This window comes from Oscillibacter sp. PEA192 (assembly GCF_003574015.1).
GTDB lineage: Bacteria > Bacillota > Clostridia > Oscillospirales > Oscillospiraceae > Oscillibacter > Oscillibacter welbionis.
Map to the genome: position 1 here is coordinate 3,220,966 of NZ_AP018532.1, position 13,354 is coordinate 3,234,319.

Sequence of the window (13,354 nt, forward strand, 5' to 3'; positions counted from 1 at the left end):
AAGTAATACAATAGCACATTCTCCAGATTTGTCAAGTGGATTCGAAAAAAATTTTGGAGAGGCAAAAGCGCCGCAGCGGCTTATCGCTGCGGCGCAAGGGATTCATCGGTTATTCGATTTTGCGGAGGGAGGTTCTCTGATCATACCGGCAGCCCAGGATGAGGATGGCGAAGCCCAAAATGGTCACCAGAAGACAGGGCAGGTCGTCCCAAAAAGTCACCTCCACAAATTCCCACATATTCTCCGGCCCATACTCCGCCAGATACACCAGCAACGCAGTGGAAATACTCCAGACCGGCCCCGTCTGCAAAAACCGCAGAGGCGCGGGAAGGGGGAGCCGCATGTTCAGCAGACCCATCAGCACCAGGAGCCAGCCCAGATGATACCAACGAAGCCGCCCTGCCAATTGGCGGCCCCGGAATACCAGAATCACAGACACGAGAATCAGCAGCACATGGGGAATCATTGTGGGAATATACACCATCTGCACGTATTTCACCCAGGCAAAATTCTCGAGGTCCTGCGCCTGCTGGTATGTATTGGCCGCAAGAACAGCCAGGTCAACCAGGTTCCAGACACCCCAGGCCGCCAGAACCCAGGCCAGCAGATAGCCCCTGTTCCGGTACCATTGCTTGACCCGGACCCACAGGCCCGCCGCAGGAGCCGTGGTATTGGCCGTCTCCGGCTCCTCTAGTTCTTCCAGCAATAAGTAATCCGTGGACACGCCGAACTGGCGGCTGATGCGGACGAGCTTCTCCACCTCCGGCATAGCCTCGTTCCGCTCCCACTTGCTCACCGCCTGGCGGCTCACATCCAGCAGCTTGGCAAGCTGGTCCTGGCTCAATCCCGCCCGGGTCCGGAGCTTTTGCAGCTTCTCTCCAAAGGTCATGGCGCTTCCCTCCCCTGCCGTTTTCACACGTTCAGGATACCAGACGATACCGGGACATGCCAGCAACCAAACCTGGAATTTCCGCTACCACAGGTAGCGGAGCGGTGTTTCCGGCGCTCAGGCGTACATTTTGTCCAGGCGGGACACGATGTCCGCCAGAGTGTCGTGGTCCGCATCTGCCACGATGGTGGCCCCGCAGGCCCGGACAGCGGGTACGCAGTTGGCGGGGGCAAATCCCTCCGCCGCCCAGGTCAGCATGGACAGGTCGTTGGCCTCGTCCCCGGCGCAGTAGACGTGCTGGCGGGAGATGCCCAGCCGCTCCGCCAGCCGGGCCACCATGCCACCCTTGGTGGCGCCTCTGGCGGTGACCTCCAGCAGTGTCCGGTCAGAGAAGAAGATCTCATACTCCCCCGCCCAGGGCTGGGACTGCAGAAACGCCTTGACCTCCTCCAAAACGGCGTGGTCCTCCTCAAACATGATCTTTCCCAGCGGCAGGGGCACATCCAGCAGGGAGGGCTTTTCCACCACGCTCACATGAGTGACGTGCTCATGCTGGCGGGTATAGAGATTGGGCCGGACGGCGTGGATCACGTTGTCGATGTGGTATGCCTCCACCGCCAGCGTGGGGAATCGGTCCAGAGTCTCCTGTCCCCGCCGGCGGGTGCTCTCGTCCAGCAGAATGGTCTCCAGATACTCCCCCTTCTGAAAATCATACAGGGCCGCGCCGTTGCACACAATGCCCGGCGCGTTCATGGGCACCTGATCCGCGAATTTGATGAAGGCCGCCAGCGCCCGGCCGGTGGCGATGGCAAATCTCCCGCCGCCGGCCATGAAATACTCCAGCGCCTCCCAGTTCCGGCGGGACACCTCCGGCACCTCGGCGCCCGTGCGCCGGGCCGTCTCCGTATTCAGCAGGGTATTGTCAAAATCGCTGGCCAGCAGTACACCGTCAAATTTTCCCATAAAAACTCCTCCATCCTATCTCTCTGAAAAGGCAGATCCGCTCCATCTGCCTGCTCTCCCGGCATTTCAAAAGACCGCCGCCCGAAAAAGGGGCGGCGGTCCAGCCGGATTCACTCACTCTTGGGGGCGGAACCGCCGCCCTCGCCGCCGTTTTTGTTCCGGCGGCGCCCCCCCCGGTGGTGGGGCCTGCGGCGGCGCTTGGCCTCGCCTTCACCGTCCGGGGCCGCCGCCCTGTTCTCCCCAGGTCTGGCTTCTGTCGGCTTGGGCTGCGCAGGCCTGCTCTCCTGTTTGGGGGGACGGGGCCGCCCTTCCTTCTTCTCCGGCCCCCTGGCCTCGGCCTTGGGCTGCTCGACCCCCTCTCCGCTTTTGGCTCCCCCTCTCCGGCGGCCGCCCCGATGCCGGCGGCGTGGCTTGCCGTCGCCGCTGCCGGGTGCGCCGATCTTCTCCCGCATGGGCGCCTCTTCCAGCTGCGTGTCCATATAGAAGGGCGGCATCAGGGCCGGGGCCTCCTCCCGGAACTCCTCCGCCTCCTTCGGCTCCACATAGCGGGCGGGGCGCTCCGGAATGGCGATGCCCTCCCGGCTGCCCTTGCCGTTGCGCAGAACGCACACCTCACAGTTGTGATAGCACTTCAAAGGCTCCGGCGCACTGTCCAGGCTGACCTTCACGGTCTCCCGCAGCAGGTCCACGCTCTTCACATTGCCGGGGCCGTCCGGCGTCTGAACAAAGGATTCTGCCTTGGGCATCCGCTTGGCTGCGTCCTCATAGACGTTCTGCTCGTATTTCAGGCAGCACATCAGCCGCCCGCAGGTGCCGGAGATTTTGGTGGGATTCAGGCTAAGGTTCTGGGTCTTGGCCATTTTGATGGACACGGGCAGGAACCCGTCCAGAAACTGGGAGCAGCAGAAGGGTCTGCCGCAGATCCCCAGACCGCCGATCATCTTGGCCTCGTCCCGGACGCCGATCTGCCGCAGCTCGATCCGGGCCCGGAACACCCCGGCCAGATCCCGCACCAACTCCCGGAAGTCCACCCGGCCGTCGGCGGTAAAGTAGAAGACGATCTTGTTGCCGTCAAAGCTGGCGGACACGTTCACCAGCTTCATCTCCAGCCCGTGGGCGGCGATCTTCTTCTCACAGATGTCAAAGGCCTCGCTCTCCCGCTTCTTGTTCTGCTCCACGGTGCGGCGGTCGCTGTCCGTGGCCATCCGCAGCATAGGGCTCAGGGGCTTGACAATGGCGGAGTCCTCCACCTCGTGGTTCCCCTCCGTGCAGGTGGCGAATTCCGGGCCCTGGGCGGTCTCCACGATCACCTGGTCTCCCATCTTCACCTGGTTGCCGTTTGGATTGAAATAGTAATTTTTACAGCCGCCTCGAAAGCGGACGCTGATAACTTCTGTCAAAGGATGCCCTCCAATTCCACCGCGATGGCGCCCAGCACATGGCCGGTTCCCACGTTGTACGTGCACTCCCCGCGATACTTCTGTAACAGCTCTATTGTGCGCATGATTTGGGATTTTGTCAAGTTTTTCGCGAGAATTGGGGCGATTTCCCGGCAGCTTTCCTCCGGTTCCTGTCCATATTGCAGCAGCAGCGCCGCCGCGCACAGGGCCCGGCTCCGCTCCAGCAGGGCGGACAGGTCCTCCCGGGTGATGCGCTTTTTCTCCAGCCGCACCGCCAGCTCCGTCACCTTTCCCCGCTTCCGGGCGGCCAGGCAGCGGCACAGGGCCTCTGCCGCCTGGACCTCTTCACCGCCGCCTTCCGCAGCCGGGTGCAGCTTCAGCTCCACGCACCGGGAGCGCAGGGTCTGGAGCACCACAGCGGCATTTTCCGCACAGAAGAGAAAGGCCGCATAGGGCGGCCCCTCCTCCACCACCTTCAGCAACACGTTCTGGTCCTGTTCCGTCAGCAGGGCGCAGTCCGGAAACACATAGACCTTCCGCCGCCCCTCGTTGGGGCGGATGTAGGCGTCTGCCCGGATGGCGCGCACCACGTCCACGGCGATGTTCTTATGGTCTGGGTCCCGGACGGTGATCACGTCCGGATGGATGCCCGCCAGCACCTTCCGGCAGGCGGGGCAGACGCCGCAGGGGCGGCTCTCCTCCCCCGTGCACTCCAGGGCGGCGGCGGCAAAGCAGGCGGCGGACATCCGGTCGCCGCTGCCGGTGAGCAGCAGGGCGTGGGACAGGGTGCCGCGAGTGGCGGCCTCCCGGATGCGGATGGCGGCTGGCTCCTCCGGCCGCAGGCCGAACAGGGACATGGCGTACTCTCCTTTTCCCGCTGTGAGCACGGGCTGATCTGCAGATTTTCCGGCGGCGCCGGGTGTTTGGGGCGCCCGGCGGCCTTCCGGCGGGCACACTGGAGCCATTGTACCACATGGCCCCGAAAAAGGAAAGAACGTAAATATTTTCTTTGTTGCGCAACTGTTAATTGTGTGGATTGCACAAACATTTGTGAAAATACTCCAGCTATCCCCAAATTTCTTAGCATTTTTATGTATTGTTTTCCGAAAAAATTCCCAATATAATGTTATCGTTATCAAAATGGGCTAATCGTTTAACCGCAGATTGGAGTCCACCCGACTTTCGACTGCGGCAGGAAAGAGAGGTTTGGACTACATGAGCAAAAAATATGTCTATTTGTTCAGCGAGGGCAACGCCAACATGCGGGAGCTGCTTGGCGGCAAGGGTGCCAATCTGGCCGAAATGACCAACATTGGCCTGCCGGTGCCCCAGGGCTTCACCATCACCACCGAGGCCTGCACCCAGTACTATGAGGACGGCCAGAAGATCAACGACGGGATCCAGGCGGAGATCATGGAGTATATCACCAAGCTGGAGGGCATCACCGGCAAGAAGTTCGGCGATCTGGAGAACCCCCTGCTGGTCTCCGTGCGTTCCGGCGCCCGGGCCTCCATGCCCGGCATGATGGACACCATCCTGAATCTGGGTCTGAACGAGGACGTGGTGGACGTGCTGGCCAAGAAGTCCGGCAACCCCCGCTGGGCCTGGGACTGCTACCGCCGCTTCATCCAGATGTACTCCGACGTGGTGATGGAAGTGGGCAAGAAGTACTTTGAGCAGCTCATCGACCAGATGAAGGAGGCCCGCGGCGTCACCCAGGACGTGGAGCTGACTGCCGACGACCTGAAGGAGCTGGCCGGCCAGTTCAAGGCCGAGTACAAGTCCAAGATCGGCGCAGACTTCCCCACCGACCCCAAGGAGCAGCTGATGGGCGCCATCAAGGCCGTGTTCCGCTCCTGGGACAACCCCCGCGCCAACGTGTACCGCCGGGACAACGACATCCCCTACTCCTGGGGCACCGCCGTCAACGTCCAGTCCATGGCCTTCGGCAACATGGGCGACGACTGCGGCACCGGCGTGGCCTTCACCCGCAACCCCGCCACCGGCGAGAAGAAGCTGTTCGGTGAGTTCCTGACCAATGCCCAGGGCGAGGACGTGGTGGCCGGCATCCGGACTCCCATGCCCATCAGCGAAATGAGCGAAAAGTTCCCCGAGGCCTTCGCCCAGTTTGAGAAGGTCTGCAAGATTCTAGAGGATCACTATCACGATATGCAGGATATGGAGTTCACCGTGGAGAACGGCAAGCTCTACATGCTGCAGACCCGCAACGGCAAGCGCACCCCTGCCGCTGCGCTCAAGATCGCCTGCGACCTGGTGGACGAGGGGATGATCGACGAAAAGCAGGCCGTGGCCATGATCGATCCCCGCACCCTGGACACCCTGCTGCATCCCCAGTTTGACGGCGAGGTGCTGAAGAAGACCCCCGTGATCGGCAGCGCCCTGGCCGCCTCTCCCGGCGCCGCCTGCGGCAAGGTCGTCTTCTCCGCTGAGGACGCCAAGGCCTGGGCCGAGCGCGGCGAGAAGGTGGTCCTGGTCCGGCTGGAGACCTCTCCTGAGGATATCGAGGGCATGAAAGCTGCTCAGGGCATCCTGACTGTGCGGGGCGGCATGACCTCCCACGCGGCCGTGGTGGCCCGCGGCATGGGCAAGTGCTGCGTCTCCGGCTGCGGCGCCATCAAGATGGACGAGGAGAATAAGCAGTTTGAGCTCTCCGGCAAGACCTTCCACGAAGGCGACTGGCTGTCCATCGACGGTTCCACCGGCAAGATCTACGACGGCGCCATCCCCACGGTGGACGCCTCTATCGGCGGCGAGTTCGGCCGGGTCATGGGCTGGGCCGACCAGTACCGCCGCCTGAAGGTCCGCACCAATGCGGACACCCCCCACGACGCCGCCCAGGCCCGGAAGTTCGGCGCTGAGGGCATCGGCCTGTGCCGGACCGAGCACATGTTCTTTGACGCAGACCGCATTCCCGCCATCCGCCGAATGATCTGCTCCGACACCGTGGAGCAGCGTGAGGCCGCTCTGGCTGTTCTGGAGCCTATGCAGCAGTCCGACTTCGAGGGCATCTATGAGGCTATGGAGGGCCTGCCTGTCACCATCCGTTTCCTGGATCCCCCGCTGCACGAGTTCGTGCCCACTGAGGAGGCCGACATCGAGCTGCTGGCCAAGGACATGGGCAAGAGCGTTGCGGAGATCAAGGCCATCATCGCCGGCCTGCACGAGTTCAACCCCATGATGGGTCACCGGGGCTGCCGTCTGGCGGTCACCTATCCGGAGATCGCCGCCATGCAGACCCGCGCCGTCATCAAGGCTGCGCTGAACGTCCAGGCCAAGCATCCCGAGTGGACCATGGTGCCTGAGATCATGATCCCCCTGGTGGGCGAGGTCAAGGAGCTGGCATACGTGAAGAAGGTCGTGGTGGAGACCGCCGATGCCATCATCAAGGAGGCCGGCTCCAACATGAAGTACCTGGTGGGCACCATGATCGAGATCCCCCGGGCCGCGCTGACCGCCGATGAGATCGCCAAGCAGGCGGACTTCTTCTCCTTCGGCACCAACGACCTGACTCAGATGACCTTCGGCTTCAGCCGTGATGACGCGGGCAAGTTCCTGGACGCCTATTACGACAAGAAGATCTACGAGAACGATCCCTTCGCCAAGCTGGACCAGACCGGCGTGGGCAAGCTGGTGGATATGGCCTGCAAGATGGGCCGCGCCACCAACCCCGAGCTGCATCTGGGCGTGTGCGGCGAGCACGGCGGCGACCCCTCCAGTGTGGAGTTCTTCCACCGGACGGGCCTGGATTATGTGTCCTGCTCTCCCTTCCGGGTGCCCATCGCCCGGCTGGCTGCGGCACAGGCTGCCATCAAGGACGAGAAGTAATCTTCTCTCTCATAAAAAACCGGACCGCCCAAAGAGGGCGGTCCGGTTTCTTTGTATCGATGCATAAGTCACTTCGCTGTGGGCATGAAGGGCCGCAGAACCCCTGCCACCTGAGAGATCGGCATGGTCTGGAGATAGACATGGCCCGGTCCGGTGATAATGGTGTTGAAGATCCCCTCACCGCCGAACACCATGTTCTTGAGCCCCGGGACCGCCTGGATATCCATGGAGCAGGTGGCATCCATGGCCGCCAGATATCCGGTATCCACCACCAGGGACTCACCGGGGTCCAGATCGTACTCCACGATATGCCCGTCGAACTCGGTGAAGGCAATCCCCCGGCCGGAGAGCTTCTGCATGATGAAGCCCTCGCCGCCGAAGAAGCCGGAACCCAGCTTCTTCTGGAAAAAGACGGACAGCTGGACGCCCGCCTCGCTGGCCAGGAAGCCGCTCTTCTGCACCACCAGCTCCCGGCCCGGACCGATGTCAAAGGCCCGGATGCTGCCCGGGAAGCTGGAGGCAAAGGCGATCAGTCCTTGGCCGCCCTGGGCGGTGTAGCGGTTCTGGAAAATGGAGTCGCCGGAGAGCATCCGCCCAAACGCCTTCCCCAGACCGCCGTTGGTGCTGGTCTCCATCTTCATGTTGGGGGTCATCCAGCTCATGCTCCCCCGCTCGGTGAGCATGGTCTCGCCGGCCTCCAGCTGGCAGATCACCACCGGCAGCGGTGCTCCCTCGATCTGATATTCCATGGTGTGCTCCTTTCTCTTCTCGGCCCGGGGCCGGTTTTCTCCATTCTACCGGGGCCGCTGCATCGTGTCAATCCAAACCGGGCGGCTTTCCTGGTCCTTACAGAAATTTTACAGCCCCGGCATCTAAACGGATGCCGGGGCTGTGCTGCGCTCAGTACTCCACTACGCCGGTGTAGACCAGCTTGGCATCGCCGGTGAGGGTGACGGCTTCGTCGGTGTAATGCACCACCAGGTCGCCGCCCTGGACCCGGACCGTGATGTCCCGTCCCTTTTCACAGAGGCCGTTGGCCACCGCCGCCACCACCGCGGCACAGGCGCCGGTGCCGCAGGCCAGCGTCTCACCGCTGCCCCGCTCCCAGACCCGCATCTTGATGGTGCTGGGATTTACCACCCGGATAAACTCCGTGTTGATCCGGTCCGGAAAATAAGGCGCATGTTCAAACTGCGGCCCGATCCGGGCCACATCCACGCCGTCCACCCGGGAACAGAACACCACGCAGTGGGGATTGCCCATGTCCACGCAGGTGATCTCCCAGGGCTGCCCGGCAATCTCCACCGGATAGTTCACCACCTGCCGCTTTGGGATATTCAGCCGGAGGGCCGTGGTGTCCAGGGTCGCGTAGCCCATGTCCACGCAGGCGGAGGTCACCCTGCCGTCGGTGGTGTAGACCCGGACGGTCTTGGTGCCCTTGTCCGTCTCCAGGGTCATTTCCTCCTTGCGGACGATACCGTTGTCATAGAGGTACTTCGCCATACACCGCAGGGCGTTGCCGGCCATGGAGCCCTCAGACCCGTCGGCGTTGAACATCCGCATCTTGGCATCCGCCTTCCGGGATCCCTCCATGAGGATGATGCCGTCGGCACCGATGCCGTAGTGCCGGTCGCAGAGGGTGACGCACAGGGACTCCGGGCAGGTGATCTCCCCGCTGAAATTCTCCAGGAAGATGTAGTCGTTGCCGCAGGTCTGCATTTTGGCGAAGGGCAGCTTCTGCCGCTCCGTCCGCAGATGGCAGATATCGACGAGCTCCGTGTTCTCCTGGTTGTAGCGGCTGGCCAGGATGTCCGTCAGGGCACCGGCCGTATCCAGCGAGGTCAGGCAGGGAATGCCCAGCTGGACGCACCGGTGGTTCAGGTGGATGAAGTCCCGGATATACTCCGGCTCCGTAGAGCCGGTGAGGATCACGTAGTCGATCCTGCCGGACTCCAGCAGCTGGAAGACCCGGTTGTCCCGGCCCAGCTTGCCCACCACCTCCACGTCCGTGCCCAGGCGGGAGATCTCCCGTGCGGTGCCGTCGGTGGCGTAGAGGCGGAAGCCCATTTCATCCAGCTTCCGGGCGATGTTGACAATCTCCGGCTGGTCCCGGCGGTTCACGGAGATCAATACCCCCGCGTGTCCGCTCTTCTCCACCTTGTACCCGGCGGAGACCAGGCCTTTGAACAGCGCCTCCTGCATATTGGCGCCCAGGCCCAGCACCTCGCCGGTAGATTTCATCTCCGGGGACAGGGCGGCGTTGGCGTCGGTAATCTTCTCGAAGGAGAACACCGGCACCTTCACCGCCACGTAGGGCGGACGTTTGTACAGGCCTGTGCCATAGCCCAGGGCCTTCAGGGGCTGGCCCACCATGACCCGGGTGGCCAGGTCCACCATGGGTACGCCGGTGACCTTGGAGATATAGGGTACCGTCCGGCTGGCCCGGGGGTTCACCTCAATGACGTACAGCTCTCCCTGATAGATCAGGTACTGGATGTTGATAAGCCCCCGGGTCTTGAGGGACAGGGCCAGCTTTTCGGAGCAGTCCACGATGGTCTGGAGCATCTTGTCCCCGATGGAAAAGGGCGGGTACACGGCGATGGAGTCGCCGGAGTGGACGCCGGTACGTTCGATGTGCTGCATGACGCCGGGGATCAGTACATCGGTGCCGTCAGAGATGACGTCCACCTCCAGCTCCTTGCCCATCAGGTACTGGTCCACCAGCACCGGGTTCTCAATCTTGCCGGAGAGGATGATCTCCATGTAGCGGCGGACTTCCTCATCGTTGTGGGCGATGACCATGTTTTGGCCGCCGATGACGTAGCTGGGCCGCAGCAGAACAGGATACCCCAATTCATTCGCTGCCTCCAGCGCCTCATTCATACCCAGCACGCCCCGGCCGGCGGCCCGCTTGATGGAAAACCGCTCCAGCAGCGCGTCGAACCGCTCCCGATCCTCCGCCATGTCGATGGACTCGGCGCTGGTGCCCAGAATGGGGATGCCGCGGCTGTCCAGGAATTTCGTCAGCTTGATGGCCGTCTGGCCGCCGAAGGCCACCACCACGCCCACCGGCTTCTCCACGGCGATGATGTGCATGACGTCCTCCGGGTACAGCGGCTCAAAATACAGGCGGTCGGCAGTGTCGTAGTCCGTGGAGACAGTCTCCGGGTTGTTATTGACAATCACCACGTCGTAGCCCAGCTCCTTCAGCGTCCAGACACAGTGGACAGAGGAGTAATCAAACTCGATGCCCTGGCCGATGCGGATGGGGCCGGAGCCCAGCACCATGATGACCGGCTTGCCGCTGCGGGGGAAGGCCCGGGACTCGCAGAACCGGTCATAGGTGGAGTAGAAATAGGGCGTCTCCGCGTCAAACTCCGCGCCGCAGGTGTCCACCATCTTGTACACCGCATCCCGGTGCTCCGGCAGTTCTCCGCCGCCGGAAAGCCTGCGGAGAGCCTCATCGGGATAGCCCAGCCGCTTGCCCTCCCGGTACTGCGCCTCCGACAGGCCGTCTGCAATGGAAGCCTCGAACGCCGCCAGCTTCCGCAGCTTGCAGAGGAACCAGGGGTCGATTCTGGTGATGTCGTGGATCTCCTCTACGGTGACGCCGGATTTCAGCGCCTCGAACACCGTGAAGAGCCTGTGATCGTCCACTCGGCGGAGCCGCTCCCGGATGGGGGCGTCGTCCCCGTGGTCCGGTTTCCGGTTCAGGGTGTCCATGCCGATCTCCGCGCCCCGGACAGCCTTGAGCAAGGCCATCTCGAAGCTGGGGGCGATGGCCATCACCTCGCCTGTGGCCTTCATCTGCGTGCCCAGGGCCCGGCTGGCATCGGCGAACTTGTCGAAGGGCCACTTGGGCATCTTCACCACGATATAGTCCAGGGTGGGCTCGAAGCAGGCACAGGTCTTGCCCGTGATGTCGTTTTTAATCTCGTCCAGGGTGTAGCCCAGAGCGATCTTGGTGGTGATCTTGGCGATGGGGTAGCCGGTGGCCTTGGAGGCCAGGGCCGAGGACCGGCTGACCCGGGGATTCACTTCGATGACCGCGTACTCAAAGCTCTCCGGGTTCAATGCCAGCTGCACGTTGCAGCCACCCACGATCCCCAGGTGGGTGATGATGTCCAGAGACGCCTTGCGGAGCATCTGGAACTCCTTGTCCGCCAGGGTCTGGGTGGGGGCCACCACGATGGAGTCGCCGGTATGGACACCCACCGGGTCCAGGTTCTCCATGGAGCAGACGGCGATCACGTTGCCCACGCTGTCCCGCATGGTCTCGAACTCGATCTCCTTCCAGCCGAAGATGGCCTTCTCCACCAAAATCTGCGTGATGGGCGAGGCGTCCAGGCCGGTGCCCGCGATGATCTTCAGCTCGTCGGGATCCTTGGCCGCGCCGCCGCCCGCGCCGCCCAGGGTAAAGGCGGGCCGCACGATGACGGGGTAGCCGATCTTCTCCGCCACCGCCAGGGCCTGGTCCACGGTCTCCGCGATGTCGGAGGCAATCACCGGCTGGCCGATCTCCGCCATGGCCTCCTTGAAGAGCTCCCGGTCCTCCGCCCGGGAGATGGCCGCTGCGTCGGTCCCCAGAAGGCGGACGCCCTGGGCCTGGAGAAAGCCCTCCTTGTCCAGCTGCATGGCCAGGGTCAGGCCGGTCTGGCCGCCCAGGCCCGCCAGGATGGAATCGGGGCGTTCCTTCTTGATGATGCGCTTGACGGTCTCCACGGTCAGGGGCTCCAGGTAGATCTCATCCGCCATGGCCTGATCCGTCATAATGGTGGCGGGGTTGGAGTTGCAGAGGACCACGTTGATGCCGGCATCCTTCAGCACCCGGCAGGCCTGGGCGCCGGCGTAGTCGAACTCCGCCGCCTGGCCGATGACGATGGGGCCGGAGCCGATGACCAGCACTTTCTGAATGCTCTTATCCAGCGGCATTACCGGTCACCCCCTTTCATCAGAGCTACAAATTGGTCGAACAGGAACGATGTGTCCTTGGGCCCGGTGCAGGCCTCTGGATGGAACTGGACCGTGAATGCCCGCAGGTCCGGATAGTCGATGCCCTCGCAGGTGCCGTCGTTGGCGTTGATGAAGCGGACCTTCCCCACCGGCAGGCTGGTACCGTCCACGGCGTAGCCATGATTCTGGCTGGTGATGTAGGTGCGGACGCCGTCCAGGTCCCGGACGGGCTGATTGACCCCCCGGTGGCCGTATTTCAGCTTGTAGGTGCCGCCCCCCACCGCCAGGGCCGTCAGCTGGTGGCCCAGGCAGATACCGAACAGGGGCACCTTGCCCAGGAGCTTTTTGATCTGCTCAATCTGATAGACGTTCTCTGCCGGATCCCCGGGGCCGTTGGAGAGCATGACGCCGTCAGGCTTGGCCGCCAGCACCTCCTCTGCACTGGTCTGCGCAGGCAGGACAGTGACGGTGCAGCCGCGCTTTTGCAGCTCCCGGACGATGTTGCGCTTGGCGCCGTAGTCCAGCAGGCTGACCCGGAACCGCTCCTCTCCCTCCGCCGGGTGGGCGGATGCTGCTCTACAGGTCACCGCCTCCACCACGCCGGTGACGGCATAGGTCTTCACCGCCGTCAGATCCGCCGGAACCTCATCACAGATCGCGGCGTTCATGACGCCGTGCTCCCGGATGATCCGGGTCAGCTCCCGGGTGTCCACACCCCAGAGCCCCGGCACGCCCCGGTCCCGCAAAAAAGCGTCCAGGTCTCCCTGGCAGCGGAAATTGGACGGCTCCTCGCACCACTCCCGCACCACGTAGCCCCGGACGCAACACGCGCCTTCAAAATCCTCCGGAATGATCCCATAATTGCCGATCAGAGGATAGGTCTGCATCACGATCTGTCCAGCATAGCTGGGATCCGTCAGTGTCTCCAGATAGCCGCACATGCCGGTGGTGAACACCAGCTCGCCCACGGCGTCCGCCGGCCCCCCGAACCGGAAGCCCTCAAACACCTGGCCATCCTGTAATACCAGATATCCCTTCTTCATGTCGTCCTCCCTCTCCGGCGCATCGACCGGAAAATCCCTATTAGATGTTATTATGCGTTTTTTTTCTGAAGCAGTCAATCCCCCCGTGCAGTGCGGCACGGTAGACTTTTCCAGGGATGAAGGTATTACTTTTTGTGCATTTTCGCAAAGGTCGATCTATTTCCCGCCGCACTGCCTCTCTTGCAAAGCAGTAACCAATGGGCTATGATGCAGGAAAAGCGGCTCATCTGCACAGGCGGAAGAACTGCTCCGGCAAAGGA

7 protein-coding genes and 1 pseudogene are annotated in these 13,354 nt (G+C 62.8%); 1 reads left to right on the top strand and 7 read right to left on the bottom strand.

Annotated features, from left to right (window positions below):
• Nucleotides 1–109 precede the first annotated feature (109 nt).
• The 4 genes and pseudogenes from DN611_RS15940 to DN611_RS15955 form a co-directional block, all read right to left on the bottom strand.
• The gene (locus tag DN611_RS15940; RefSeq protein WP_119311830.1) at nt 110–889 is read right to left on the bottom strand and encodes a helix-turn-helix domain-containing protein; all 780 of its coding nucleotides are present in this window, start codon (nt 887–889) and stop codon (nt 110–112) included.
• Between the two features lie 117 nt (nt 890–1,006).
• Nucleotides 1,007–1,852: an HAD-IIB family hydrolase gene (locus DN611_RS15945; protein ID WP_119311831.1), complete on the bottom strand. Its 846-nt coding sequence runs from the start codon at nt 1,850–1,852 to the stop codon at nt 1,007–1,009.
• A gap of 575 nt (nt 1,853–2,427) precedes the next feature.
• A pseudogene (locus DN611_RS17360) lies at nt 2,428–3,252 on the bottom strand (PSP1 domain-containing protein); the annotation flags it as partial.
• On the bottom strand, nt 3,249–4,109 hold the full coding sequence (locus DN611_RS15955) for a DNA polymerase III, delta' subunit family protein (RefSeq protein WP_021751207.1): 861 nt from the start codon (nt 4,107–4,109) through the stop codon (nt 3,249–3,251). The pseudogene DN611_RS17360 and the gene DN611_RS15955, both read right to left, overlap by 4 nt.
• A 358-nt stretch (nt 4,110–4,467) precedes the next feature.
• Here DN611_RS15955 and ppdK point away from each other — a divergent pair, with 358 nt between their 5' ends.
• Nucleotides 4,468–7,098: a pyruvate, phosphate dikinase gene (gene ppdK, locus DN611_RS15960; protein ID WP_021751206.1), complete on the top strand. Its 2,631-nt coding sequence runs from the start codon at nt 4,468–4,470 to the stop codon at nt 7,096–7,098.
• A gap of 68 nt (nt 7,099–7,166) precedes the next feature.
• Here ppdK and DN611_RS15965 read toward each other — a convergent pair whose 3' ends face one another.
• The 3 genes from DN611_RS15965 to DN611_RS15975 form a co-directional block, all read right to left on the bottom strand.
• Entirely contained in the window at nt 7,167–7,847 is a 681-nt protein-coding gene (locus DN611_RS15965; protein ID WP_025544920.1) for a TIGR00266 family protein, read from the bottom strand.
• A 151-nt stretch (nt 7,848–7,998) separates the two neighbouring features.
• Entirely contained in the window at nt 7,999–12,030 is a 4,032-nt protein-coding gene (gene carB, locus DN611_RS15970) for a carbamoyl-phosphate synthase large subunit (RefSeq protein ID WP_119311833.1), read from the bottom strand.
• Complete coding sequence (locus DN611_RS15975; protein ID WP_021751202.1) at nt 12,030–13,094, bottom strand: carbamoyl phosphate synthase small subunit; 1,065 nt, start codon at nt 13,092–13,094, stop codon at nt 12,030–12,032. The genes carB and DN611_RS15975 overlap by 1 nt, the downstream gene beginning before the upstream one ends.
• Nucleotides 13,095–13,354 lie beyond the last annotated feature (260 nt).

Bases quoted from the DNA above. Each gene is read 5' to 3' on its own strand.
- DN611_RS15955 (WP_021751207.1), bottom strand. From the start codon at position 4,109: ATGTCCCTGTTCGGCCTGCGGCCGGAGGAGCCAGCCGCCATCCGCATC.
- ppdK (WP_021751206.1), top strand. From the start codon at position 4,468: ATGAGCAAAAAATATGTCTATTTGTTCAGCGAGGGCAACGCCAACATG.
- DN611_RS15945 (WP_119311831.1), bottom strand. From the start codon at position 1,852: ATGGGAAAATTTGACGGTGTACTGCTGGCCAGCGATTTTGACAATACC.
- DN611_RS15940 (WP_119311830.1), bottom strand. From the start codon at position 889: ATGACCTTTGGAGAGAAGCTGCAAAAGCTCCGGACCCGGGCGGGATTG.
- DN611_RS15965 (WP_025544920.1), bottom strand. From the start codon at position 7,847: ATGGAATATCAGATCGAGGGAGCACCGCTGCCGGTGGTGATCTGCCAG.
- DN611_RS15975 (WP_021751202.1), bottom strand. From the start codon at position 13,094: ATGAAGAAGGGATATCTGGTATTACAGGATGGCCAGGTGTTTGAGGGC.
- carB (WP_119311833.1), bottom strand. From the start codon at position 12,030: ATGCCGCTGGATAAGAGCATTCAGAAAGTGCTGGTCATCGGCTCCGGC.